Annotated in this window: 24 protein-coding genes; 8 read left to right on the top strand and 16 right to left on the bottom strand. The window is 32.7% G+C overall.

Annotated elements, in window-relative coordinates; translation table 11 throughout:
- Position 1 precedes the first annotated feature (1 nt).
- The 6 genes from NCC77_RS09430 to NCC77_RS09405 all read right to left on the bottom strand — a co-directional run bounded on the left by NCC77_RS09430 (position 2) and on the right by NCC77_RS09405 (position 5192).
- Positions 2 to 406, bottom strand: coding sequence for a curli production assembly/transport component CsgF (locus NCC77_RS09430; RefSeq protein WP_250835341.1), 405 nt, complete (start codon positions 404 to 406; stop codon positions 2 to 4).
- Between the two features lie 16 nt (positions 407 to 422).
- Positions 423 to 710: a curli production assembly/transport protein CsgE gene (locus NCC77_RS09425; RefSeq protein ID WP_248730006.1), complete on the bottom strand. Its 288-nt coding sequence runs from the start codon at positions 708 to 710 to the stop codon at positions 423 to 425.
- A 38-nt stretch (positions 711 to 748) separates the two neighbouring features.
- A complete protein-coding gene (gene csgH, locus NCC77_RS09420) occupies positions 749 to 1150 on the bottom strand; it encodes a curli-like amyloid fiber formation chaperone CsgH (protein ID WP_250835340.1) in 402 nt (133 codons plus the stop codon).
- A gap of 6 nt (positions 1151 to 1156) precedes the next feature.
- The gene (locus tag NCC77_RS09415; protein ID WP_250835339.1) at positions 1157 to 1678 is read right to left on the bottom strand and encodes a hypothetical protein; all 522 of its coding nucleotides are present in this window, start codon (positions 1676 to 1678) and stop codon (positions 1157 to 1159) included.
- A gap of 65 nt (positions 1679 to 1743) precedes the next feature.
- A complete protein-coding gene (locus NCC77_RS09410; RefSeq protein ID WP_250835338.1) occupies positions 1744 to 2592 on the bottom strand; it encodes a hypothetical protein in 849 nt (282 codons plus the stop codon).
- Positions 2593 to 3002: 410 nt separating this feature from the next.
- Positions 3003 to 5192 (bottom strand): glutamine synthetase III family protein, encoded by a 2190-nt coding sequence (locus NCC77_RS09405; protein WP_250835337.1) that lies wholly within the window; start codon positions 5190 to 5192, stop codon positions 3003 to 3005.
- Between the two features lie 430 nt (positions 5193 to 5622).
- Between NCC77_RS09405 and NCC77_RS09400 the strand changes: the two genes are divergently transcribed.
- Complete coding sequence (locus NCC77_RS09400) at positions 5623 to 6639, top strand: glutamine synthetase beta-grasp domain-containing protein (RefSeq protein ID WP_012024410.1); 1017 nt, start codon at positions 5623 to 5625, stop codon at positions 6637 to 6639.
- A 286-nt stretch (positions 6640 to 6925) separates the two neighbouring features.
- Complete coding sequence (locus NCC77_RS09395; protein ID WP_250835336.1) at positions 6926 to 7897, top strand: TerC family protein; 972 nt, start codon at positions 6926 to 6928, stop codon at positions 7895 to 7897.
- Between the two features lie 74 nt (positions 7898 to 7971).
- Here the strand turns inward: NCC77_RS09395 and NCC77_RS09390 are convergent, their stop codons facing one another.
- The 3 genes from NCC77_RS09390 to NCC77_RS09380 form a co-directional block, all read right to left on the bottom strand.
- Complete coding sequence (locus NCC77_RS09390; RefSeq protein WP_250835335.1) at positions 7972 to 8511, bottom strand: hypothetical protein; 540 nt, start codon at positions 8509 to 8511, stop codon at positions 7972 to 7974.
- A 90-nt stretch (positions 8512 to 8601) separates the two neighbouring features.
- Complete coding sequence (locus tag NCC77_RS09385; RefSeq protein ID WP_250835334.1) at positions 8602 to 9471, bottom strand: alpha/beta hydrolase; 870 nt, start codon at positions 9469 to 9471, stop codon at positions 8602 to 8604.
- A gap of 261 nt (positions 9472 to 9732) precedes the next feature.
- Positions 9733 to 10605, bottom strand: coding sequence for an AraC family transcriptional regulator (locus tag NCC77_RS09380; protein ID WP_095929875.1), 873 nt, complete (start codon positions 10603 to 10605; stop codon positions 9733 to 9735).
- 450 nt (positions 10606 to 11055) lie between these two features.
- On the opposite strand from NCC77_RS09380, the gene NCC77_RS09375 reads away from it, so the two are divergent.
- The 4 genes from NCC77_RS09375 to NCC77_RS09360 all read left to right on the top strand — a co-directional run bounded on the left by NCC77_RS09375 (position 11056) and on the right by NCC77_RS09360 (position 14114).
- Positions 11056 to 11421, top strand: a complete 366-nt coding sequence (locus NCC77_RS09375; protein WP_250835333.1) for a T9SS type A sorting domain-containing protein — start codon at positions 11056 to 11058, stop codon at positions 11419 to 11421.
- 633 nt (positions 11422 to 12054) lie between these two features.
- Complete coding sequence (locus NCC77_RS09370) at positions 12055 to 12459, top strand: T9SS type A sorting domain-containing protein (RefSeq protein ID WP_250835332.1); 405 nt, start codon at positions 12055 to 12057, stop codon at positions 12457 to 12459.
- Between the two features lie 504 nt (positions 12460 to 12963).
- Positions 12964 to 13365 carry a T9SS type A sorting domain-containing protein gene (locus tag NCC77_RS09365; RefSeq protein WP_095929872.1) on the top strand — a complete coding sequence of 134 codons (402 nt, stop codon included), beginning with the start codon at positions 12964 to 12966 and terminating at the stop codon, positions 13363 to 13365.
- A 362-nt stretch (positions 13366 to 13727) separates the two neighbouring features.
- Positions 13728 to 14114: a T9SS type A sorting domain-containing protein gene (locus NCC77_RS09360; protein ID WP_250835331.1), complete on the top strand. Its 387-nt coding sequence runs from the start codon at positions 13728 to 13730 to the stop codon at positions 14112 to 14114.
- A gap of 67 nt (positions 14115 to 14181) precedes the next feature.
- On the opposite strand, the gene NCC77_RS09355 is transcribed toward NCC77_RS09360, so the two are convergent.
- Positions 14182 to 14715: a polymorphic toxin-type HINT domain-containing protein gene (locus NCC77_RS09355; protein WP_250835330.1), complete on the bottom strand. Its 534-nt coding sequence runs from the start codon at positions 14713 to 14715 to the stop codon at positions 14182 to 14184.
- A 100-nt stretch (positions 14716 to 14815) separates the two neighbouring features.
- The gene (locus NCC77_RS09350) at positions 14816 to 15271 is read right to left on the bottom strand and encodes a hypothetical protein (protein ID WP_250835329.1); all 456 of its coding nucleotides are present in this window, start codon (positions 15269 to 15271) and stop codon (positions 14816 to 14818) included.
- 335 nt (positions 15272 to 15606) lie between these two features.
- Here NCC77_RS09350 and NCC77_RS09345 point away from each other — a divergent pair, with 335 nt between their 5' ends.
- Positions 15607 to 15993, top strand: coding sequence for a flagellar motor protein MotB (locus NCC77_RS09345; protein ID WP_250835328.1), 387 nt, complete (start codon positions 15607 to 15609; stop codon positions 15991 to 15993).
- A 237-nt stretch (positions 15994 to 16230) separates the two neighbouring features.
- Here NCC77_RS09345 and NCC77_RS09340 read toward each other — a convergent pair whose 3' ends face one another.
- From NCC77_RS09340 to NCC77_RS09325, 4 genes are all read right to left on the bottom strand, one after another.
- A complete protein-coding gene (locus tag NCC77_RS09340; protein WP_250835327.1) occupies positions 16231 to 17835 on the bottom strand; it encodes a T9SS type A sorting domain-containing protein in 1605 nt (534 codons plus the stop codon).
- Between the two features lie 119 nt (positions 17836 to 17954).
- On the bottom strand, positions 17955 to 18398 hold the full coding sequence (locus tag NCC77_RS09335) for a hypothetical protein (protein WP_250835326.1): 444 nt from the start codon (positions 18396 to 18398) through the stop codon (positions 17955 to 17957).
- A 215-nt stretch (positions 18399 to 18613) separates the two neighbouring features.
- The gene (locus NCC77_RS09330) at positions 18614 to 19222 is read right to left on the bottom strand and encodes a hypothetical protein (protein ID WP_250835325.1); all 609 of its coding nucleotides are present in this window, start codon (positions 19220 to 19222) and stop codon (positions 18614 to 18616) included.
- A 67-nt stretch (positions 19223 to 19289) separates the two neighbouring features.
- On the bottom strand, positions 19290 to 19703 hold the full coding sequence (locus NCC77_RS09325) for a helix-turn-helix domain-containing protein (RefSeq protein WP_109192529.1): 414 nt from the start codon (positions 19701 to 19703) through the stop codon (positions 19290 to 19292).
- 193 nt (positions 19704 to 19896) lie between these two features.
- Between NCC77_RS09325 and NCC77_RS09320 the strand changes: the two genes are divergently transcribed.
- The gene (locus NCC77_RS09320; RefSeq protein ID WP_250835324.1) at positions 19897 to 20214 is read left to right on the top strand and encodes a hypothetical protein; all 318 of its coding nucleotides are present in this window, start codon (positions 19897 to 19899) and stop codon (positions 20212 to 20214) included.
- Positions 20215 to 21093: 879 nt separating this feature from the next.
- On the opposite strand, the gene NCC77_RS09315 is transcribed toward NCC77_RS09320, so the two are convergent.
- Positions 21094 to 24534 (bottom strand): methylmalonyl-CoA mutase family protein, encoded by a 3441-nt coding sequence (locus NCC77_RS09315; protein WP_250835323.1) that lies wholly within the window; start codon positions 24532 to 24534, stop codon positions 21094 to 21096.
- Positions 24535 to 24714: the final 180 nt, after the last annotated feature.

The following is a 24714-nucleotide window of genomic DNA, read 5'->3' as shown; positions in this document are numbered from 1 at the left end:
GTTATTGATTTGGGATGATTACTTGTGTTTGCTCTCCTGTATTGGTATCCAAAATATTAAGTGTTAATCCATCTGATGACGGAAAAACATCTACCGAATAACTCCCAAACGTATAAGAGCCTTCTTTGATACCATCTGTACCAAATTGCTGTTTGTAAAGCTGGCTAGAGATCTGACTTAACAATTGCGAATTTAAATTGGTTTTAAATCGTTCTAAATCAGTTTGTGTTGCAGGAACTGCTGTTTTATCTTTTTGCTTATTCTGTGCTTCTGCACTGCTTAAAAGCCATTGATAATTAAAGGTGTCTCCTCCAAAAGCCGGATTGACTGGTTTATAAACTAATGCCTGAGCGTTTATAAACGGAGAAATGCAGAGTACTGCTGCGAAGGTTAAAATAAATTTCATAGCGCTAATAATAAAATTAATACTGAGTGAAATATTTGCGTTCTTTTTCTTTTTCTTTCAAATAAGTAAAGGTTGCGTTTACAGCTTCTTCTGCAACCGCATCTAAAAATTCGTCGTCTGGCCTAATTAGAAAATTATAAATAACTTCATTATCTATTACTATAGATATTGCAGTATTTCTGGCAAAACTATATTCTTCACCTATTGTTACTATTTTTTCGGCGTTTATCCCTATTTCATTGTATTTGTAATAATACCTATCGTAAAAATCTTTTCCCGCTTTTGTTTTAGTATCATCGGTGATAATACCTCTTAAAACAAACCCATCAGTAGGAAGGACTATTACATTATCTTTTTTTTTTCACCTAATACCACACGATCTTTTGCGACAATTTGTTTGTCTTCATCATAAAACAATAGTAATACAATTACTTCGTCATCTGTGGCCAAATTAATTTGAGAGGTGGATAGTTTCTGAATCTCGTTGGGCTGTAAGGTAAAAACACCAACTTGCTCATTATTAGATTGATTATTACTTTTATCATTATTTTTTATAACAGACAAGCGATAAGCGGCACTTCGAATAACATCTGTTAAGTTCTCTGCAGTACCTGTAATTTTTACGCTGTTCTCTACTTTCTCTATTTCAATTTTTGCTTTTATCTTATCCTGCGGAACTTGTCCATAGGCTAAAACTGCAAAAAGCATTAAAAAGATTGTAATATGTCTGTTTATAAAATGCATATTATTTTAATTATTTATAAGAATAATTGAGGCCCCATTTCCTGTCTGCGTAATTTTCATGTTTTTGGACAGTGAATTGGTTCCAATGTTTTGAATGCTTTGATTATCTCCTTTTTGGATCATTTCCATATTTACATTGTAATTAGTGTGCAATGTAAAATCGGTAATCTTATTATTGTCTCCTTGCTGAACAACACTTTGAGTAATTGTTTTAGCATTTTTATTTAACAATAATGCGTTGCTATCGCCATTTTGATCTATAGCAACTTTTGTATCGTTCGATTTTAAAAACGCATAAACTGTATTAAAATCTCCTATCTGCTGAATTTGCACGCCAGATGGAATTCTAGAATTCAATTCGTTTTTTTCTTTTTTATTCAAATTAGAAACAATACTAAATGCTTTCTCTTTTGAATTAAAAAGCGATGAACTATAATTTTTAAATTCTGAATTATCTGCTTTTTCCTGAGCATAAAACACAGGGCAATAAAAGATCAAAAGTATTATGTATAAAATGAAAGCTTTCATCATTTAATAATTTAGATTAAAAAATGTGATAACCGTTTTACGGCTATCACATTTTGTTTTTACTCTTAAAGTCCTGATTGAGTAACAGTAATTGTATTCAAGTTACCTTGTGAAAATGCAACACTGCTATGAGCAGCACCAGTTTGAGTTACAGTTGCAGTATTGTTGTTACCAATTTGCAAAGTGCTTTCTTTCAATTTAGTACCATCTTGAGATGTAGTAGCTTTGTTTTCATTACCATATTGATAGTGGTATGATTTGTTACCATCTGCTACAGAAGTTCCAGCTGGAGCTTTTTGTGTCTGCCATGATTTGTTTTTAACACCTCCTTGAGTAGCATAAGCGTAGTTACCATCTCCGTTTTGAGTTTGAGTAGCTTCGTTAGTGTTATGAGGAGCAAATGGCACACTCACAGCATTAACAGCTGCCAATTGAGCTGCATTGAAAGGAGCTCCAGTTGGTTTTTCGTTTCCTGTTGTACCTTGATCAATAATAGCTTCGTTGTTTTTTCCTGTTTGTGTTTGAGTTGCTTTATCAAATCCGCCTAATGCTGATAGTGGTGGAGCGATTTGATCTTGCCAAATTGTTGCTTTATTCCAGTCTCCTGTTTGAGTTTGGTAAGCTTTGTTGTCATGGTTACTTTGAGAAGCAAATGCAGTATTATTATTTCCTTTTTGTTTTACATCAGCTGCATTATTTTTTGCATTATAAACTCCTGGCTGAATTCCTTGATAAACTTCAGATTTGTTCGAATCTCCTAATTGGTCGATTTTAGAATCATTCGTTTGACCATTTTGATTTACAATACCTGTGTCAGAATTTCCAACCTGGTTTACTGATGAAGTGTTTCCCTGAGCAATTGCTGCTACACCTACAAACAGCATCGCGGAGATGCTTAAAATTACTTTTTTCATAATAAATATATTTAATTGGTTATTAATACAAATTATTATGTAGGTTCTTCTGTAGGTTTATAATCCCGGGGAGGAAAAAGTGGGGAGCTTATTCTATCATTTTGAAAACAAATTTTAAATCTATTTTCTTTTCTTCACGACCAAAATTAGAAAACTTTCTCTAAAAGCGGTTCACGTACAAATACCTATTTTACAACATATTAACCTCTTTTCGATGAACTGTAATACTATCTCGATGAACTGCCCAAATGCTTAAAAATTTTCATAGGAAAAAAGATACTTATTACAATTTCTTTACATTTAAGGGGGTATAAGTGGCAAAAAAGTTCTTGGCAAACCATTTTTTTATTATAATCTCAAAAAAAAGCCTGTCTTTTTGAGACAGGCTTTAACAAATTGTTACTATATAATTACTTGGTAAACAATAATTCTCTGTATTTGGTCAATGTCCAGCTTTCGTCATCTACCAATAATTCTAATTTATCACAGTGATTACGAATTTCATCAAAGTAAGGTTTTACGTTATTGCAATACGCTTCTGCCATTTTTTGAGCATCAGTCAATTGATTTGCTTTCTTTCTTTCATTAGTCATCGCCAATACTTTAGAATTGATTCCTTCAATGTGACCCGAAATTTCTTTAATTAAAACAATCTGTTCTTTGGCTAAAGCCTCAAACTCTTTTGCAAAAATTTCTTTCAATCCTTTTACATTATCAATTAAAGTATTTTGGTAACGAATTGCTGTTGGAATTACATGATTTCTCGCAATGTCTCCTAAAACTCTTCCTTCAATTTGGATTTTTTTAGTGTATTCTTCCAATTCGATTTCATAACGAGCTTCAGCTTCTACGTGATTAAAGATTCCTAATTGCTCAAATAATTCTAAAGCTTGTTTAGAAACCTTAGCTTTAATAGCTTCTGGAGTAGTTTTAAAATTGCTCAAGCCTCTTTTAGCCGCTTCTTTTTCCCAAGCTTCACTATAACCGTCTCCTTCAAAAAGGATTTTTTTAGATTGTTTGATGTATTCTCTTAAGACATTAAAGATCGCATCGTCTTTTTTCATGTCTTTATTTTCAATCAAATTCTCTACTTCATTTTTAAAATCAATTAACTGTTTTGCTACAATCGCATTCAGAGTTGTCATGGCATTCGAACAGTTTGAATTGGATCCAACAGCTCTAAACTCAAACTTATTCCCTGTAAAAGCAAAAGGTGAAGTTCTATTTCTGTCTGTATTGTCTAATAATACGTCTGGAATTTTACCAACAACGTTCAATTTCAAATCTGTTTTTTCTTCTGGCGAAAGTTTTCCTGTTGTTACGCTTTCTAATTCAGATAAAACCTTAGTTAATTGCGCTCCAATAAATACCGACATAATTGCAGGCGGCGCTTCGTTTGCTCCTAACCTATGGTCGTTACTTGCTGTTGCGATAGACGCTCTTAATAAAGTTTCGTTGTCGTTTACTGCTTTTATCGTATTAATAAAGAAAGTCAAAAACTGTAAATTGCTCATTGGAGTTTTACTCGGACTCAACAAGTTAACTCCGGTATCTGTTGCCAACGACCAGTTATTGTGTTTTCCAGAACCGTTTACTCCTTTAAATGGCTTTTCGTGAAACAATACTTTAAAATCATGACGCTCTGCAACTCTCTGCATCACATCCATTAATAAAGAGTTGTGGTCAACCGCTAAATTCGTTTCTTCAAAAATCGGCGCTAACTCAAACTGATTTGGCGCAACCTCATTATGACGTGTTTTTACCGGAATACCCAATAACATACATTCTTGCTCCAAATCTCTCATATAAGTAAGAGCGCGAGTTGGAATAGACCCGAAATAGTGATCGTCTAACTGCTGGCCTTTTGCAGAAGTATGACCTAACAAAGTTCTTCCTGTCATCATTAAGTCAGGACGAGAATTTGCCAGTGCTTTATCAATCAAGAAATATTCCTGCTCCCATCCTAATGTTGCAGTTACCTTTTTTACGTTTTTGTCAAAGTATTTACAAACCTCTGTTGCGGCTTCATCAATTGCAGACAATGCTCTTAATAAAGGTATTTTATTATCTAAAGCTTCACCTGTGTAAGCAATAAATACGGTTGGAATACATAAAGTTGTACCATATATAAAAGCTGGAGAAGTCGGATCCCAAGCAGTATATCCTCTTGCTTCAAAAGTATTTCTGATTCCGCCATTCGGAAAACTAGATGCATCTGGCTCTTGCTGCACTAATTGTGCTCCTCCAAATTTTTCTACAGGATCGCTTCCGTCATAAGAAGTTTCAAAAAAAGCATCGTGTTTTTCTGCTGTTGTTCCAGTAAGAGGCTGAAACCAATGCGTATAATGAGTCACTCCTTTAGAAAGAGCCCATTCTTTCATTCCCATAGCAATATAATCTGCCAGTTTTCTGTCGATTTTAGTTCCGTGCTGAATGGCATCTCTTACTCCTTTAAATGCATCTGAAGTTAAAAATTGCTTCATTGCCTTTTCATTAAACACATTTGCACCAAAAAGATTTGATTTTCGGCCAATTTCTTCAAAATGTACCGGCTTTCTGTTAGAAGCTTGTTGTAAAGCTTGGAAACGTAATGTTGACATGGTTATGTATATTTTAAATTCGTACTAATTTTCATTAAAAAAAGAAGCAACAAATATAAACAATAAATAAGCCTGTTTGGAATATAAATTATAGATTTTTAGTCAATGATTTTTCAACATAAAATGCTTTTTTCAAAGAATAATGAATTCAAATCGTAGAAATATAACAAAACTGTACGGTATTATTGATTAAATAAACATTTTTTCATAATTTCTTAACTCATAAATTCAAAAATGAGCCGTAATTATTACGAATTTATTTTTTTAAGCTTACTAAAATTGCTTTTTTTTAAATATACCCCTCACAAAATTGCGCTTATCCAAAAAATTATACTTCGCAAAACAAAATAGCCCCCTAATTTTTAGGACTAAAAAAATAAATCTATATTTGACCCAACGAAAAAAAACAAAAAAATTAATTTATATTATTATGGCTAAAATTAAGTTAGAGTACATTTGGTTAGATGGATATGAACCAACTCAAAATCTTAGAAGTAAAACTAAAGTTGAAGAACACGAAAACTTCAAAGGAACATTAGAAGAACTTGGAAACTGGTCATTTGATGGTTCGTCAACTAAACAAGCTGAAGGTGGTTCTTCTGACTGTCTTTTAGTTCCTGTTGCAATTTATCCCGATCCAACTCGTATCAATGGATGGTTAGTAATGTCTGAAGTTATGTACGCAGACGGAACTCCACACCCTTCTAACGGAAGAGCTACAATTGATGATGATAATGATGATTTTTGGTTTGGTTTCGAACAAGAGTATTTCATTATGGATACTAAAACTCAACTTCCACTTGGTTTCCCAGTTGGAGGATACCCTGCTCCACAAGGGATGTACTACTGTTCAGTAGGTGGAAAAAACACACACGGAAGAAAATTAGTTGAAGAGCATGCTGATTTATGTATCGCTGCTGGAATCAACTTTGAAGGAATCAACCAAGAGGTTGCTTGCGGACAATGGGAATTCCAATTATTTGCTAAAGGTGCTAAAAAAGCTGGAGATGAAATCTGGGTTGCTCGTTACCTATTAGACCGTTTGACTGAGAAATATGGTTACTATATTGAATACCACCCAAAACCTCTAGGAGATACAGACTGGAATGGTTCTGGAATGCATGCTAACTTCTCTAACGAAGTTTTAAGAACATGTGGAGACCAAGCAACTTACGAAAGAATCTGTGAAGCTTTCCGTCCTGTTACTGCTGAGCACATCGCAGTTTACGGAGCTTACAACGACCAACGTTTAACTGGTAAACACGAAACTGCTTCTATTCACGATTTCTCTTATGGAGTTTCAGACAGAGGATGTTCTATCAGAATTCCTTTAATGACTGTTCAAAAAGGATGGAAAGGATGGTTGGAAGACAGAAGACCAGCTTCAAACGGAGACCCTTACAAAATTGCCGCTAGAATTATCAAAACTGTTAAATCAGCGCTTTAATTTTAAGCTTACAATATATTTTAAAAATGCCAGCATTATTTGCTGGCATTTTTTTTATATTAAAACAGACAAGTTTAAATTACAAGTTACTGCCAACTTTGTCAAAGTTTAAAACTTTGATAAAGTTCCGATCTTACTTTTATTTCCATTCCAAAACCTCATAACCTTATAATAATTAACAATTTACAAATAAAAAATATTACTTAATTTTAGGATTAATTTAATTTTTAAATTAATTAAGTTAAACATCAAAACTTATCTTTGTAAATCATTAAAAAAAATCATTATGATAGTCTGGTCACTCTTTTTACTTGCTGTAGTTTTTATTCTTGCTTTAGATTTAGGTGTCTTTAATAAAACACCCCATATTATTAGCACAAAAGAAGCCAGCAAATGGACCTTGGTTTGGGTTACTTTGTCTTTCCTTTTTTCGGGAGTAATTTATTGGCTGTACACTACAGATTATATTGATAATCCAGATAATTTGAAGCCAGCCGTTGCTTCAATGAAGTTTATTACCGGTTACTTAATTGAGCTTTCTTTGAGTGTCGACAATATCTTTGTTATTGCCATTATTTTTGCTTCCTTTAAAATTCCGCAAAAATATCAGCATCGCGTTTTATTCTGGGGAATCTTAGGAGCGATTGTTTTCCGTGGATTAATGATTTTCTTCGGAGTGATGCTGATCAATAAATTTACTTGGACAACTTACGTCTTTGGAGTTTTCTTAATATTTACCGCTATAAAAATGCTTTTTTCTGGAGAAGACGAAGACTTTCATCCAAAAGATTCTTTCGTTTACAAAACATTAGGCAAAATTATACCGATTACATCAGAGACAGATGGTGAGAAATTTTTCATTTCAACCAAAACGGCAAAAAAAGCAGCTACTCCACTATTTGTAGCTTTAATTGTTATTGAAGTAATGGACGTTTTATTTGCTGTAGACAGTGTTCCTGCAATTCTTGCTATTACCAAAGATCCGTTTTTAGTATTCAGTTCGAACATTTTTGCCATTCTTGGATTACGTTCTATGTACTTCTTCTTAGCCAATATGCTGGCAAAATTCAGTTATTTAGAATACAGCTTAGTAGCCATTTTAGCTTTTGTTGGTTTAAAAATGCTTTTGCACGATTTCTTCCACGTTCCAGAATGGGCTTCTTTAGGATTTATTGCTTTATCTCTTCTAGTAGGAATCTTAGTTTCTCTTAAATTCGGACCAGAAAAGGTTTTAAATGATTCGTCAAGCGAAGAATAATTAGATTCAAAACATATATTCATAAAAAAAGGAAATCTTACGATTTCCTTTTTTTCTTATATTCAATTCAAGAATTATTTTATTTGTTTAACATTGCTATCATCAATGTTGTACGCCTTAATTACTTCATTATAATCTGAATAATCAGGCTTGCTAGCAGATTTTCCTGTTGTTGAAAAAGCACCTGGAATAATTACGATTCTAAAAGTTTGATTTCTGATAAGATTTGGCGTTAATGCTAAATCATAAGTTCCTCCAGCATAAATTGTAAAATCTTCTTTACTAAAATCAAAATCATAATCGAGCTCTCCCTGAGCCACATACAGCGTTCTAGGTATTTGCTGCCAAATTGGAGTTGTTGGATTAACAGTTCCAGCCAATCTATAAATTAAAACAACATCAGAATCATAAATATTTGGAGTCAATTTTCTATAAATATTATAGCCATCTGTGCTATTAAAATCAAAATTTACGTTTTGAAGTTCAAAAACTTCCGCAATTAATCCACCATCTTGTCCGTCTTGTCCCGGAGGTCCCGGAGGCCCTTCTGGTCCTTCACAGCTAGAAAATGCAATTAAACCGATAACTGCAAATAAGGTAAGTATCTTTTTCATAATTATTATTTTTTTAAGGATTATATATAAAGGTATTCCAAAAATTAAACCAAAAAAAGTGATTTGGCTTATTTTACCATAAAAATGTCCTTATTTTTTCACAGTCACCTGATTTCTAGCCAGTATTTTATTAAAAAATAATACGTGATACGGAAGTGAGTTTTCCCAATAATCCCAAGTATGAGCTCCTGGACGTTCTGTGTAATCGTGGTCAACTTTGTTATAAACCAATCTTCTGTGCAATTCTCTATTTGGCTCAATTAAAAAATCGTCTACACCGCAATCTATTATTAAAGGAAGCTTATTTGATTTTAATTTATCGGCCATTCTTAAAACAGAATTTTGTTCGTACAATTCGGTATTGCCGCTTTTGTCCCCAAATACAGGCTGCATTAATTTTACAATCTGCGCAGAAGAATCTCTGTTAAGCATCGTACTCATATCTACTGCCCCACTCATACTTCCTGCTGCACAAAATAATTCTGGATGTCTAGCCGACAAATACAATGCGCCATGTCCGCCCATTGAAAGTCCAGTGATTACTCTTCCAGTTTTATTGGCAATTGTTTTATAAGTTTTATCTACTTTCTGAATCACTTCCTGCGTAACAAAAGTCTCAAACTGACTTTCTTTATTTACAGGACTATCAATATAAAAACTAAATGTCTCTCCTTCTGGCATTACAATAATCATATTGTATTGATCTGCCAGATTATGAATCAGCTTTTTATTTGGAGTATTTTTTAACCAATCGCTAAAGTGTCCGTATGCACCATGCAAAAGGTACATTACAGGAAATGCCGTTTTACTTTTAGCATAAGAATTTGGCAAAACTACCGCTGCTTTATAGGTTTTTCCCATTGCGGTACTAGCAACTTGAAGTGTGTCTACTTTTGCAGCATATGTCATGGTGGTAAGACAAAGCAAAAATGCAGACAATAGCATTTTAAATTTCTTCATTTTGATATTTTTTTTCTGATTAGGGTTTGTAAATATAACTTTTTTCAGAATAAAACATATGAAAAATCCCACTTGCTTTGGAGTAAAAAAAATAGCCACGAATTCACGAATTTTATTAAATAAAATTTACTGAAAATGAATTTCACTAATTAATTTATAACAATTTGCGTAATGCATAGAATAAAAAAATAGCCACAAATTCACGAATTAATATTAAATAGAATTCGTGAATTCGTGGCTAAAAAAAAACTCAAGCCAAAACTAGCTGATTATAATCTTATGCTCGTGGCGGTATTGCGAAGCGCTTTTACCAGTGTATTGTTTAAACGATTTACTAAAGTGGCTGAAGTTATTAAAACCGCTTTCGTAACAAACTTCGTTAATACTCATTGGCTGTTCTGCCAAAAGTTTTGAAGCATGCACTAAACGATATTCATTTACAAACTCCGTAAATGTTTTATTGGATATCTTTTTGAAATAACGGCAGAAAGAAGGCGTGGTCATACTTACCAAACTTGAAACCTCATCTATAGAAATAGATTCCTGAAAATGATCTTTCACAAAATTGAAAACCACATTCATACGATCATTATCCTGAGTTTGCAATTCCATCGAAAATCCGTCGGCATTTAAAATGGTATATTCCTCAGCCGATTCCAGTTCGTCTAAAACACTCAAAAGCGTTATAAGTCTTTGAAATGGCGGTTCATTCTCCATCATTTCAATTTTCTTACCAATACGTTTTTTCGTTTCACCTCCAAAAGCGATTCCGCCTTTAGCTTGTTTCAAAATATTCTGCACCTTTTTCATTTCGGGCGCAACAAAAAAGTCGCTTCCTAAAAATTCAGGTTTAATATGGATAACGGTTTCCGTTGTATTTCCTGTTTGCTCATTTGTAAAACCGCAATGCGGCAAATTAGCTCCTATTAAAAGTAAACTACCATTGGTATAATAAGAAACATGGCTTCCTATTTGTCTTTTTCCTGCCCCACCGTTTATATAGACCAACTCAATTTCTGGATGATAGTGCCATAAATGAGCTTTGCTATTGGTCTTTTCGGCGTGTTTAGCGTAGGTAAAAGAACTTCCGTATGAGTTAGTTATCACTTCAAGAGCTGGGGCAATAGTCTTCATGATAATTTCTTTAAAAAATAATAGCAAATTTAACAAAATCACCTAAAATAATTTAAATTTTAACCTATAACGGTTTCGTAAATGCGAATTTTACATTAAAATAACGTTCTTAACGCTGAAGAATTTATACCAAATTCGGCTTTTTTTTAGGGTCTTATTTTTTTTCCTTACTTTTTTTCTATTTATCTTATTTAAAACACGATTTTATACCAATATCTTAAAATTTGTAAGAAAAATAGAAATTTTAAGGAGTATTCGGTTTTTCAAAAACTTTGAATAAAAACAATCAAATTAACAAAAACACAACATTAAAGTCAAATTTTAACATATAACGGTTTCGTAAATGAGAATATAGCATATAAATTGGAAAATATAGATGTTAAAATACCACACATGATGCTATAACTTTGCATCAGAGAAATGAACGAAAAAAATTTAATACTATAGAATATGAAAAAGGTTATGAAATTAAGTTTAGTATTTGCAGTACTTCTAACAGGAATGAGTACATATGCAATTGATGGAAATGAAGCATTAAATCTTCATGTATTAAAAGGAAATGGCAAGGTAATTGCTTTTGGAATTAATCAATTACAAAAAGCAGTTATTAGTATATATGATACAAATGGTACTTTAATCTATACTGAGAATGCTTCTGGTAAAGACGGAATCTTAAGAACTTTCAGTTTAGAAGAATTCCCTCAAGGAAAATATATTTTAGAGGTTGCCGACAGCTTCAAAAAAGTAAAATACGATATCACTGTTGACGCTAATAGTTCTGTTTTATCTTCAAAAGGTACAGTTTCTGTTAACTAAGAAAATATTAAGGTTAAGTGCAATTCTTCACGGCACTTAAAACTTTATACTCTAATACAGTATAAAAAGTGAGGTTAGATAGTTAGTAAGTTAAAAACTTTCAAAAGTTTTAAAAACAGCTCTTTGTGGTTACTGAGCTGTTTTTTTTTGCTCTTTACTTTTTTTTGGGTTATAACACAGAGACTCACAGAGTTTTTCGCAGAGACTCACAAAGTTTTTTTTATCCAAGTTACAAATACAAAGTTCGCAAAGCTATATTAAGATAAAGCTTTGCGAACTTTTTTATTCTATAAAATTTACTCAAAAAATCTTTGTGAACTTTGCGTAACCTCTGCGCCCTTTGCGCTACAATAAACAATCCAAATAAAAACTTAGCACCTTAGTACCTTTTAAAACCTCCTACATTTTTTAAACAAATCGTTATCTCAATGTAAATTAAAAATCATTAAAAACGTTGAAAAATAATAACCAAATCAAGAAAAACAGTATAAAATAACTTGAATTTTAACATATAACGGTTTCGTAAATGAGAATATAGCATATAAATTGGAGAATATAGTATTGATTTTTTACTTACAACTAAAGTAATTTAGCATCAGAGAATTAGAACTATTAATTTAAAAACTAAATACCATGAAAAAGATTGTTAGATTGAGTTTAGTAGCAGCATTGCTTTTCACAGGAATAAGCACATATGCAATTGATGGAACAGCAGATTTTAACCTGCATGTAATTAAAGCTAATGGTAAACAAATCACTTTTGGTCTTAACCAAACGCAAAAAGCCAACTTAGCAATTTACGATAAAGATGGATCTTTAATTTACTCTGAAAGCGCATCTGGTAAAGATGGGATTTTAAGAACTTTTAGTCTAGAAGAATTTCCAGAAGGAACTTACTTTCTAGAAGTAGAAGACAATACAAAAAAAGCAAAATACGAAATCACAATAACTGATGAAGTTTCTGTTTTATCTAAAAACGCAGTTTCTTCTGTTTACAAAGAAGGTTTCGCTAAAAATACAAGCGTGGCAACACGCTAAAAAGTTTATGCTTTCATAAAGTATAAAAGTGAGGTTAGATAGTTAGTAAGTTAAAAACTTTCAAAAGTTTTAAAAACAGCTCTTTGTGGTTATAGAGCTGTTTTTTTTTACCACAAAGTTTTTAACCGCAAAGCTCGCAAAGATTTACGCAAAGTTCGCAAAGTTTTTTCCACAAAGCTTTGCGAACTTTTTCGTTTTATAAACCTTCTTGTATAATAATTCTTAGCGTACTTTGCGTAAATCTTAGCGCACTTTGCGGTTAAAAAACTCACTTCGTTTTTGTAAATAAATCCTTAACCCATTGTAAACTTAAACCCAAGTAAAACATTGAAAAATAATAACCTAATTAACAAAAACGTTAAAAATAATTCACGTTTTAACCTATAACGGTTTCGTAAATGAGAATATAGCATAGAAATAGGAAAATACAGTTGCACTTTTTCATGTAATACATAAGTAATTTAGCATCAGAGAATTAGAACTATTAATTTAAAACTAAGTACCATGAAAAAGATTGCAAAATTGAGTTTAGTAGCAGCGTTGCTTTTCACAGGAATAAGCACTTACGCAATTGATGGAAATGGAGATTTTAATCTTCATGTATTAAAAGCTAATGGAAAACTGATCACTTTCGCACTTAACAAAGTACAGAAAGCCAATTTAGCTATTTATGATAAGGACGGAACTTTAATCTATTCTGAAAGCGCATCTGGAAAAGATGGAATTTTAAGAACTTTCAGCCTAGAAGAATTTCCTGAGGGAACTTACTATTTAGAAGTAGAAGACAGTGTAAAAAGAGTAAAATATGAAATCACAATAGGAGATAATGCATCTTTATCGAGAAATGCAGTTTCTTCTGTTTACAAATCTGGTTTTGCTAAAAACACTAGTGTTGCTACACGCTAAAATTTTATACTTCAAAAAGGTATAAATTGAGGTTAGAAAATTTAAAAATTACGCTTATAAGAAACAGCTCGTGGTGGTTACAGAGCTGTTTTTTTTGTTTAAAAATTAAAACAGATGATGAAACAGAAAATTTCTGAAAATTATTCTTATTAATTCAACTCTTTGATTTTTAAGTGTTAAAAAAAGTTTTCTAAAAACAAATCCAAAAGACCAGTATTTACGTACATAGTTCAAACAAAATGCCGAAATAATTACAATTCAATAACTTAAGCATTTAAAAATGCTAATTTATTGCTAAAAATTAAATTTGTATTTGTAGTTTTACGCGTTCCACATTTAGTAATTAACAATTTAAAAAAAACATGACAAAATTTACCAAAGCTGGTTTAGTTGCTGCCTTTTTTTTAGCGACTGTGTTTACCTACGCCATTGATGGAAAAGGTGATTACATTTTAAATATCAAAACAGGAAATGGAAAAGTAGTTAGCTTTACTTTAGACACTGTAGAAAATGCATCTTTCTCTATCTACGACGAAAATCACAATTTACTTTATGCGGGAGAATCTGCAGCAGACAAGTTAGAAATTTCTAAAACAATTAGTTTAGAAAGTTTTCCTGCTGGAACGTATGTTCTAGAAGTGAAAGCAAACGACAAAGTTGCGAAACACGAAATTAAAGTCGCTGCTAAAAAAGTGAAGACTGTAAAGTTAGACCAATCTGTTAATCAGAGTCCATCTTTCCGTCGTTAATTTTTTGCCCCCAAAAGAATTAGAAAAGCAGCCCGTACCAGGAGCTGCTTTTTTTATATATTCTTTTTTATTCTTTTAAATTATCAGGAAGAGAATCAAAAGATAATTGAAAGGCAAAATCTCCTATTATGATTCCTTGAGCCAACAATAAATGACCATCTGGGCTAGTAAACTTAAAATCACCAACAGCAATATTACTAATCATTCCAGAATAATTTACCAATGAAATGCTGTTAATAACAACAGCATTCCCTTTTGCATCTACAAGCTCCTGTCCCGTTCTTAATTTTGAACCTCTAACGTATTTGCCATTCTTAAGTAAAAAGGGCTGGTTTAAGGTGCAGATAATTTCTTTATAATCTCCAAAATTGATATAAAGCGCTTTATTTTGCCCTTGCCCACCCTCGCTAAATATAACTTTTGCTTCTGATGAGGAGAATTCAAGTTTGCCTGATTCTAATTTTACAGAAAATGCCAGAACTGAGTCTCCTGTATGCAAATCACCGATAGCTTTTTCTCCTGAAGAAGTAGCAATTCTAGTGCCCCCTGCCGTACATTTAAGGGTTAAATCGTTTAATAATTGATTAGAACCTGATTCCATAGTTTTATGTTTTTAAGTGCCAACCAAAAATACATTGTAAAAAACTCACTGGTTAAAGTATAAATACCTGTTTTTTAAGCAACAAGTAATTATTATAAGGTTATTTATTTAAAGTTCTTTCTCTTAAATTTGAACCTATTTTTGCCAATTTCCAAAAAAGATCTGTTTCTGATGTGATTATTATTTTTTGAGATTCTTTAAAAGCAGTAGAATGTGAAAAAGCATAAACGTAGTCCAGCCCATCTATTAGTTTGAAACTTTGCTTATATTCTGGCCTAACGTCATTATTGTTGGCAAAACATACATTTCCAGATTCTTGTTCTTCTAAAAACAACAAGCCCAAATGATTTGAAAACATTTCCAATATATTCTCATTTATAATTGTCATTTTAGAATTTGACTTTTGAAATATTTCAGTAAGAGTAAAAGACAGTTCTCTCGTTTCATTTTTTATTTTTTGAATGTATAGATCCAAATCAGCATTATCAGAAAATACAATCTTATTTTTTTCGTTTTGTAAAGCCTCTATTTTATCTAAATATTCCTGTATTGTCATCTTGAAAACCTTAAGTGATATAAAGTTAAATGATATTTTTTCTGTAAAGGAAAAACTATGTTTTAAAAATTGTTTTTCATTCAAAAAAAATATATAAATTATATAAAATCAATCATTTACAAAAATGGAATATAATCGACAAAACTGAATAAACATCGTTAAAATGCAGTTCATATCCTTGATTTCCATATATTTGTACATCAAAAAGCGCATTAAATATATAATAAATACAGAATTTTAAAGTTTATAATTGCTTAAAGCTGTTTTTGGCGGCGAAAAAAGATTTTCAAAAACAATTAAGAATACGATTAAATACCACAACCAAAACTAAACCTATGCAAAAACAACTAGCTATTTTAGTATTGTTTATCGTATTTTCATTTCGTGCTTCTGCACAAAACGAAACTTATTATAGAACCGAAAAAGTCGGCGAAAAGTATGCTTATGTCGATGTTATAAGAACCTACGAAAAGGTTGCAGCAAAAGGCTACAAGTCTGTAGACTTATTTCAAAAACTAGGAAATTCATCTTATTCGAATTGCGAACTGGAAAAAGCAGCCGAATGGTACAGCGAACTCTTCGCCTTAACCACCGATCTAGATCCCGTTTATTATTACCGCTACGCAGAATCTTTACGCTCTATTTCTGAAAACGCAAAAGCCGATGCCCTGATTGAAAAATTAAAACGTAAACCGAAAGCTTCGATAAAAAGTAAAGTTTAATAAAACCTGAATTGATATAAAAAAACCTCTCAAAAATGAGAGGTTTTTTGTTTATCCACAATCTTATCATTTCGACGGAGGAGAAATCTTCGTACGCTGGGCACGCACTTTTGCGGAGCTACTTGCGAAGATTTCTCCCTTCGGTCGAAATGACAAACTTTATAGAATTGTGTTGTATTTCTGGCGCGAACTAAATCAAAACTTAAAAGACAGCTATAGGAGCTGTCTTTTAAGTTTTTAATTCTTGATTATTTTTTTATTGATCATCTTCCCATCCAAAGAAATTTTAGCAAAATAAATTCCTTGACTTAAATGAGATATATTAATCTCGTTACTATTTGATTTACTAATTACCAATCTTCCGTTTAAATCAAATACTAGAATATTTTCTACTGGCAAATTATTAATTGTAGTTACTCTAATATAATCTGAAGATGGATTTGGATATAAATTTATTGTTGGAATAAATTCTATTGTATCAGTTCCTAAATTATTACTATATTTCAACAATCGAGTTCCCTTTCGATAATATAAAATGTCGTTAAACACAAATGGTTCAAAAATATTATCTAATGCTTTTATATTTTCCAATGTATTTAGCGCTGTGTTTAATATCCATCCCCTACCTCTTGTATAAATTCCTTCTTCTCTTGCAACACCAATAAAATATTCCTCCGTATTTATTTTAAGAATATAACTTGTGCCACCACCGACAAACCACAACGGCTGATCTAATTCAGTAACTTTTAAAATCTGCTTTATTTCGTTAACTGTATTGTCACCAAACTTTAAGGACATTATAGAAGTTCCGCCGTTCACATTAGATGCTCCAAATAGTAAAGAATCATTTGTTTTTGCTAAAATAAAGGGAGAAAAAGATTGACTTGTATCATTTTTATATATCTCAGTAAACGTCTTATTAAGAATATCATACTTACAAATTTTAAGCGAATTAGTTTCATCTGAATAAAATTGCAGATATAGATTATTCTCTTCTTCAATAATGTCACTATACTTTACAGAATTTTGACCAAATCCTGTATTAGCTATTATTTTTGTATTTTCTAACGTTCCATCGGTCTCATGTAGAAAATTAGCACTTGAAAAGTAAAGTTTATTATTAAATTCTAAATACTGTGACAAAAAAGAAGTACCTCCTGTATATGAATTACCAATTAAGTTATAACCAGATCCATTTCCATACAATCCTTCAGTTAAGGCAAATGTACCCTGTGGTGTTCCATCACTTCTCCAAACCTTAGTCCCTTTCAGTGGATTAGGCAAAGTAAATACAAATACATTATTGCATTTTCCTTGAAAACTAGGTTGCCAAGTATTTTCAATACTTTTTATGAAAGAAGTTCCTATTGGGGAGCCGTCAGTTTTCCAAACCTCCTTAATATCATTTTCTTCCGCAATTATAAAATAAATAAAATCCCCTACAGTAGTTAATCTAACTGCTCTACCGTTAATAAAATTAGTTACTTTTTCTGTTCCTTCTGAAGTTCCATCTGTTCTCCAAATTTCACCTTTAGAATCTTCATCTTGCGCTATAAAATAAAGCTTGTCCTTCAAAATTGCAGCTGATTCCTTTAGTCCTATTTGAGAAGCAGTATCTTCAGTTCCTTCAAAAATTTTTTTAACTAATTTATTATTGCTAGCTGTACCATCACTTTCCCAAAGTTCGACTGCTTGTACGCCATTAGCATCAGTAAAATAAAATTTTTCTTTAAACTTTACAACATTTTTTGGACTCCCTGTTAAAGAGGTATAAACTTCTTGCTGTGCTCTTAATTGAAAGGTTAAAAATAAGATGGAAAGTAATAGTAGTTTTTTTTTCATTCTGTTTGTTTAGTAAGTTTTCTTAATAAAAGTAAATATATTAGGTAAAAATCAATAAACAAAAAAACCTCTCTATTTCAAAGAGATTTTTTATCTAAATAACAACCTTATCACTTCAATTAATCTAATATTTTATAATCGGTAAACTTATAAGTATTGTCCTTTTTTCCCATTAATTCAATAGACTGGAAATTAACGCCTTGATCTGTAACTTGATAATTATAAACATCAATTACACCATCATAGTTATGTAGTTCATAATACTTTCCGTTTTCAACCCACCATTTACCATTTTCAGTAATTTGATCGACTTTACCGTTTTCGTACATCGCAACAAAAAGTAAGACACTTGTTCCGTTTTCAAAACGACATGACACCCAATATTTATTTACTCCTTCTTGCTGTTGTCCCATTTCAGAGCCTTTCCAGCATCCAAAAAGTTTCGGATCATAAGTTTTGTTTTCCGTTTTATTAGTTGCTTTTATATCTTGCTTAACCTTTGTCTGGCTAAAGCTCATGCTCGTAATAAATAGCAATCCTAAAATAAAAATGCTTTTTTTCATTTAAAAATTAATTTTTGAGGTTATATATAGTTTTTGGTTTTTATAATTGATTTGCCTTTCCGAGAAAGCTTCTCATCTCCATTTTCTGTTTGCTAATATATACAAACAAATTTCTTCTAAATTGAGGAAAGCCGTAAAACGATATTTTTTTATATAAAAACAAAAAACCTCTCATTTCTGAGAGGTTTTTATTTTGCAAAAATTTTACTTTCCTTTTAAAAATTTAAATTAATCTTATCTTGAAGCGGAAGACGACCGTCATTCCATTCTAAGGTTATAAATTTAGAAGTATGTCCTTTTATTTCTTCAAAACCATCAAGTAAAATGGCTGATCCCCCATTTTTTATAGTTTCTTCTACCAACTTAAACGTCAATAAAGCTCCACTAGAATCCAAACCCGCTACGTCAAACACAATATCTTTTGTTTTTGAAAACGTTTTATATAAACTTAACAGCTTTCGTTGAGTTCCTCCCAGTTTATTCATTTTAGTTTTTCTTGTAACATATTTGTCTTCAAACAATTTTACAAGAAAAGGATTTGTAAGATCTGCATCTTTTCTAAGGTACCTGTTAACTTTTGAAGGAAAAAAAATATCCCTAAATTTTGACCCTTTAAAAAAATCAACAAAAAACATTTTTCTATTTATAGTAACATTTTCATGTTTTATGACCCCGCAAAAAATATCTTTAAGATACATTTCTGTATCATAAAAATGCATTCCATTGTATAAGAACAAAACAACAATTTCGCCTTCATACAAAGTAAAAGGCGGTATATAATAAGTCTCTGTTTTAATACCTTTATTTTCTAGTACTATTTTCAATAATTGGAAAGTTTTAAAATGAGAAAAGCACCCGCCGTTGCAGATGCTTTTTATTTCTATTCAATTACTATTTCTCTTTTAGCAACTTCTCTAAATATTCTATTTTATCTTTTTCTGATTGAAGCAAACGCTCGTAAAGCTTTTTATTTTCTTCTACCGTTTCCATTAATTTATCTAATGGATTGAAAGTGCAATGATTATTATTTCCAAAGTGACTATTATGTACAGCCTCATTAAAACTATTGAAATAATTAATTGCCGCTTCGTCCGAAAAATTCTTAATCGCTTCAACCGTTACACCAAGTGCTTTTGCAACTTCAACAAGTTTTTCGTCATCAATGGTTTCGCTGTTTTCCATAGCCGAAATCGCTTGCTGGTTTGTTCCTAAAGCCTGCGCCAAAGCTTCCTGCTTCATATCTCGAAGTTCACGAATACGGCTTATTTTTCGCCCTATATGATTTGGTTTTGTTAGTGTGCTCATAATTCAAAGATAATAATAAAGTGTCAAAATCGGTAAAATGTAAAAAACAGATTTTTTTGCCGTGCGATACAGTAAAAAATGATTTCGTACAGCAAAATCTATTTCTTCCTTCGCCGAATCAAACAAAAGTACAATTTTTCTTATGATAAATTTATAATAGTCAAATTGTAAATCATTTAAAAATATACGCCTTATGGAAACTAACGAAACAGAAAAGCTACAAAAACTGCAAAAATTAACCGCTCAGTACTTTACAACACTAAAACCAACCAATGAAGCCAACTCTTTTACCGCACAATTTAAAGTGGTCAATTATTTAGAACTCGGCTGTCTCATTACCGATTTACTAAAATTATGCATTCTGGCGCTTGATAATGACATGCACAATTTTTCTAAAAAAGATAAAAGTGCAACTATTAATGTGAGTCTGATTTTGGAAACGATTCTGCATTTGTTTCCTATGGATGAAATGGAGTTTTTGGGGTTTGTTGGGGAGGTTGTTAATGAATGATTTTCTTTTTTTTCTCTTCCAAAGCGATATAAACATAGCCCGTGGTTTCAACCACGGGAACGCAATATTTGTCTTGCTCGCATTGTGTACCCGTGGTTGAAACCACGGGCGATATTTGATAATAGGATTTTTGCTGTTTTTCTTGCGAGAGCGGGAGGAAAGTTCTAACGCTAAAAATCTCGCAAAGACGCTAAGTCGCAAAGTTTTTACGCAATCTTGTCATTTCGACGTAAGGAGAAATCTTCGCAAGTAGCTCCGCAAAGATTGACGATTTTCTTTATCGAGCTTCGAGTGTGATTTCTCCCTTCGGTCGAAATGACAAAATAATATGATTTTCTTCTTTGCTATTCCAAAGCGTTATAAGCATAGCCCTTGTTTCAACCATGGGAACGTAAAATTGTCGTGCTCGTATTGTGTACCCGTGGTTGAAACCACGGGCTATGTTTGATAATTGTTTTTTTTCTTTTACTGACACGAAGAGAATTCTCGCAATAGTGAGAGCTACTTTTTTTTTATGGAATTTATTAAGAGATTTAAATTCTTAAAAGTCTGCGCAAAAAAAAGCCTGAAAGGCTAACAGATTCAAAATAGGGCAACGCCCTATTATAAAATAAAACTCAATGCGACTAGAAGCCCTGAAAGGGCATGAGCCATTCTTGTTATCTAATTGCTAACGCCCTTTCAGGGCTTTCTTATTATCCTTATTACAGACATTGGACTTTGCCCAATGCTAAAACGCTTTTAGGCCTTTGGCCTTGTTGGAAGGTTCTTAAATTAAAAGGGGTATTATATGTTTACAATAAAAAAAACCTCCCATTTTTGAGAGGTTTTAAATATTAACCAAACTTCCGATAATTTCGGACGTTTAAAAATTTATTTCTACATATTCCTTCTATACTGCCCACCAACTTCAAACAACGCCGAAGTAATCTGCCCCAAAGAACAAACTTTTGTAGCTTCCATTAAATGATCAAATAAGTTTTCGTTTTTAATAGCCGCTTGCTGTAAGGTATTTAAATGCTCGTTTACTTTTGCTTCGTGGAAATTATGCAAATTATCCAACATCGTGATTTGATATTGTTTTTCTTCTTCGGTTGCGCGAATAACCTCAGCTGGAATTACCGTTGGCGAACCTTTTGAACTCAGGAATGTGTTTACACCCACAATTGGGAAATCTCCGTTGTGTTTTAAAGTTTCGTAATACAAACTTTCTTCCTGAATTTTAGATCTTTGGTACATCGTTTCCATTGCGCCAAGAACTCCTCCTCTTTCCGTAATTCTGTCGAATTCTTGAAGAACTGCAGCTTCAACTAAATCGGTTAATTCTTCGATGATGAACGAACCTTGAATTGGGTTTTCGTTTTTCGCTAAACCTAATTCTTTATTGATAATCAGCTGAATGGCCATTGCACGACGTACAGATTCTTCTGTTGGCGTTGTAATCGCTTCGTCGTAAGCGTTGGTGTGCAGTGAATTACAGTTATCGTAAATCGCATATAAAGCCTGTAGAGTCGTTCTAATATCGTTAAAATCAATTTCCTGCGCGTGTAACGAACGTCCAGAAGTCTGAATATGATATTTCAGCATTTGCGCTCTTTCGTTGGCTCCGTATTTGTTTTTCATGGCTTTTGCCCAAATTTTACGCGCCACACGTCCAATTACCGAATATTCCGGATCTACTCCGTTGGAGAAGAAAAACGATAAGTTTGGTCCAAAATCGTTGATGTTCATTCCGCGACTCAAATAATATTCCACGTAAGTGAAACCATTTGAAAGCGTAAAGGCCAATTGCGTGATTGGGTTCGCTCCCGCCTCGGCAATATGATATCCTGAAATCGAAACCGAATAGAAATTACGAACGTTTTTAGTAATAAAATATTCCTGAACGTCGCCCATTAATCGCAAAGCAAATTCTGTTGAGAAAATACACGTATTCTGCGCCTGATCTTCTTTTAAAATATCGGCCTGAACAGTTCCACGAACTTGTGATAAGGTTTTGACTTTTATTTCATTATAAACATCCAAAGGTAAAACCTGATCTCCCGTAACGCCCAAAAGCATTAATCCTAAACCGTTGTTTCCAGCTGGAAGTTCGCCTTGGTATTTCGGTCTTTCGATTCCTTTTTCTTTGTATAATTTGTTGATTTTTGATTCAACTTCTTTTTCTAAATCATTTGCCTTAATGTAAATCTCACATTGCTGATCGATTGCGGCATTCATAAAGAAACCTAACAGCATTGGCGCGGGCCCGTTAATGGTCATACTTACCGAAGTTAAAGCATGAACCAAATCGAAACCTGAATATAGTTTTTTTGCATCATCCAGACAGCAGATTGAAACTCCAGCATTTCCAATTTTTCCGTAAATATCCGGACGTAAATCTGGATCATTTCCGTATAAAGTAACGCTGTCAAAAGCGGTTGAAAGACGTTTTGCCGGCATTCCTGCACTCACATAATGAAAACGTTTATTGGTTCTTTCTGGTCCGCCCTCGCCGGCAAACATTCTCGACGGATCTTCGCCTTCACGTTTAAACGGATATAATCCTGAAGCAAAAGGAAATTCGCCAGGAACATTTTCCTGTAAATTCCAACGCAAGATATCGCCCCAACCTTCATATTTAGGTAAAGCAATTTTAGGAATCTGTAAATGAGATAAACTTTCAGAATGTGTTGCAATCTTGATTTCTTTATCACGAACTTTAAATGAGTAAACTGGATTTTTATATTTCGCTACTTTTTCATCCCAATTCAGTATAATTTCCCAATTGTACGGATCTAAATCCATTTTTACTTTATCAAACTGATTCAGTAAAAGATTCAAAAAGATTCTGTTTTCGTTGTGTTCTGCAATTCCGCTTGGTAAAACAGAAGAATCATCAATTCCTGCTTTATTAATTTGAGGAACTTTTCCAGAAACCGATTCAATGGTTTTGAAAATTCCATATAATTTCTGTGCTACCTTTTGCTGAGAAAGGGCGATTTCATCATAACTTCTATTATTCTCTGCAATTTCAGATAAATAACGCGTTCTGTGCGGTGGAATGACGAATATTTTCTCGCTCATTTCTTTTGTGATTTCAAAAGTCGATTTCAAGTCTGAATCGGTTTTTTCAACCACTTTATCCATAATCGCTTTGTAAAGCGTGTTCATTCCCGGATCGTTAAACTGCGAAGCAATCGTTCCGAAAACGGGCATTTCGTCTGGGCTTTTATCCCAAAGATTATGGTTGCGCTGATATTGTTTTTTTACATCGCGCAAAGCGTCTAAAGCTCCACGTTTATCAAATTTGTTTAAAGCCACTAAATCGGCAAAATCAAGCATGTCGATTTTTTCCAATTGTGTTGCCGCTCCAAATTCTGGTGTCATTACATATAGGGATACATCAGAATGATCCATAATCTCGGTATCAGACTGACCAATTCCTGAAGTTTCCAAAATGATCAAATCGTATTTTGCGACTTTTAGAACCTGAATCGCCTCGGCTACATATTTAGACAAAGCCAAATTCGACTGGCGTGTCGCCAGCGAACGCATATATACACGAGGATTATTAATCGCATTCATACGGATTCTGTCTCCTAAAAGTGCTCCTCCCGTTTTTCTTTTAGAAGGATCGACAGAAATTAATCCGATTGTTTTTTCTGGGAAATCAATTAAAAATCGGCGAACTAATTCATCTACCAAAGAAGATTTTCCAGCACCACCAGTTCCTGTAATTCCTAAAACTGGAATTTTTGAAGTGGCATTGCTTTCGTGAATTTTATCAAAAACAGGTTTTGCTATTTCTGGGAAATTTTCTGCTGCCGAAATCAAACGTGCAATTGCCGTTGGAACCTTATTTTCAATATGATCTATTTCTCCATTTAGTTGATCTCCAATAGGAAAATCGGCACGCTGTACCAAATCATTAATCATTCCCTGAAGTCCTAAAGAACGGCCGTCGTCTGGAGAATAAATTCTAGTGATACCATATTCATGCAATTCTGAAATTTCACTTGGAAGGATTACTCCACCTCCGCCTCCGAAGATTTTAATATGCCCCGCTCCTTTTTCGCGAAGCAAATCATACATATATTTAAAGTATTCGTTGTGTCCGCCCTGATACGAAGTCATTGCAATGGCGTTGGCATCTTCTTGAATAGCGGTATTTACCACTTCTTCAACGCTTCTGTCATGACCAAGGTGAATTACTTCAACTCCAGTTGACTGAATAATACGGCGCATAATATTGATGGCGGCATCATGCCCGTCAAAAAGTGAAGCAGCGGTAACAATTCTTACTTTATTTTTAGGAATATATGGTATTTGTTGTTCCATTTTATGAATATGATAATTTTAAGCGACCAATGTACAAATTATTTTAATATTTGGTCAATCAAATAACATTATGTTAATAAAAAAGAAAATATTTTTTCTTCAATATAAAGGTAGTAATTCTTGCCACTAATGGATATAAGTTAAAGAAAGCTTAAAGACATGGCAATTTCGCAACATTTA

This window comes from Flavobacterium tyrosinilyticum, from assembly GCF_023656565.1.
GTDB classification, from domain to species: Bacteria; Bacteroidota; Bacteroidia; order Flavobacteriales; family Flavobacteriaceae; genus Flavobacterium; species Flavobacterium tyrosinilyticum.
This window is presented reverse-complemented; position numbering and strand designations above follow the sequence as displayed.

Coding starts and splice junctions, on each gene's coding strand:
- NCC77_RS09365 (WP_095929872.1), top strand. CDS start 12,964: ATGAAAAAGATTGCAAAATTGAGTTTAGTAGCAGCGTTGCTTTTCACA.
- NCC77_RS09385 (WP_250835334.1), bottom strand. CDS start 9,471: ATGAAGAAATTTAAAATGCTATTGTCTGCATTTTTGCTTTGTCTTACC.
- NCC77_RS09405 (WP_250835337.1), bottom strand. CDS start 5,192: ATGTCAACATTACGTTTCCAAGCTTTACAACAAGCTTCTAACAGAAAG.
- NCC77_RS09410 (WP_250835338.1), bottom strand. CDS start 2,592: ATGAAAAAAGTAATTTTAAGCATCTCCGCGATGCTGTTTGTAGGTGTA.
- NCC77_RS09320 (WP_250835324.1), top strand. CDS start 19,897: ATGGAAACTAACGAAACAGAAAAGCTACAAAAACTGCAAAAATTAACC.
- NCC77_RS09360 (WP_250835331.1), top strand. CDS start 13,728: ATGACAAAATTTACCAAAGCTGGTTTAGTTGCTGCCTTTTTTTTAGCG.
- NCC77_RS09400 (WP_012024410.1), top strand. CDS start 5,623: ATGGCTAAAATTAAGTTAGAGTACATTTGGTTAGATGGATATGAACCA.
- NCC77_RS09350 (WP_250835329.1), bottom strand. CDS start 15,271: ATGACAATACAGGAATATTTAGATAAAATAGAGGCTTTACAAAACGAA.
- NCC77_RS09375 (WP_250835333.1), top strand. CDS start 11,056: ATGAAAAAGGTTATGAAATTAAGTTTAGTATTTGCAGTACTTCTAACA.
- csgH (WP_250835340.1), bottom strand. CDS start 1,150: ATGCATTTTATAAACAGACATATTACAATCTTTTTAATGCTTTTTGCA.
- NCC77_RS09355 (WP_250835330.1), bottom strand. CDS start 14,715: ATGGAATCAGGTTCTAATCAATTATTAAACGATTTAACCCTTAAATGT.
- NCC77_RS09415 (WP_250835339.1), bottom strand. CDS start 1,678: ATGAAAGCTTTCATTTTATACATAATACTTTTGATCTTTTATTGCCCT.
- NCC77_RS09340 (WP_250835327.1), bottom strand. CDS start 17,835: ATGAAAAAAAAACTACTATTACTTTCCATCTTATTTTTAACCTTTCAA.
- NCC77_RS09430 (WP_250835341.1), bottom strand. CDS start 406: ATGAAATTTATTTTAACCTTCGCAGCAGTACTCTGCATTTCTCCGTTT.
- NCC77_RS09325 (WP_109192529.1), bottom strand. CDS start 19,703: ATGAGCACACTAACAAAACCAAATCATATAGGGCGAAAAATAAGCCGT.
- NCC77_RS09315 (WP_250835323.1), bottom strand. CDS start 24,534: ATGGAACAACAAATACCATATATTCCTAAAAATAAAGTAAGAATTGTT.
- NCC77_RS09395 (WP_250835336.1), top strand. CDS start 6,926: ATGATAGTCTGGTCACTCTTTTTACTTGCTGTAGTTTTTATTCTTGCT.
- NCC77_RS09380 (WP_095929875.1), bottom strand. CDS start 10,605: ATGAAGACTATTGCCCCAGCTCTTGAAGTGATAACTAACTCATACGGA.
- NCC77_RS09370 (WP_250835332.1), top strand. CDS start 12,055: ATGAAAAAGATTGTTAGATTGAGTTTAGTAGCAGCATTGCTTTTCACA.
- NCC77_RS09335 (WP_250835326.1), bottom strand. CDS start 18,398: ATGAAAAAAAGCATTTTTATTTTAGGATTGCTATTTATTACGAGCATG.
- NCC77_RS09390 (WP_250835335.1), bottom strand. CDS start 8,511: ATGAAAAAGATACTTACCTTATTTGCAGTTATCGGTTTAATTGCATTT.
- NCC77_RS09345 (WP_250835328.1), top strand. CDS start 15,607: ATGCAAAAACAACTAGCTATTTTAGTATTGTTTATCGTATTTTCATTT.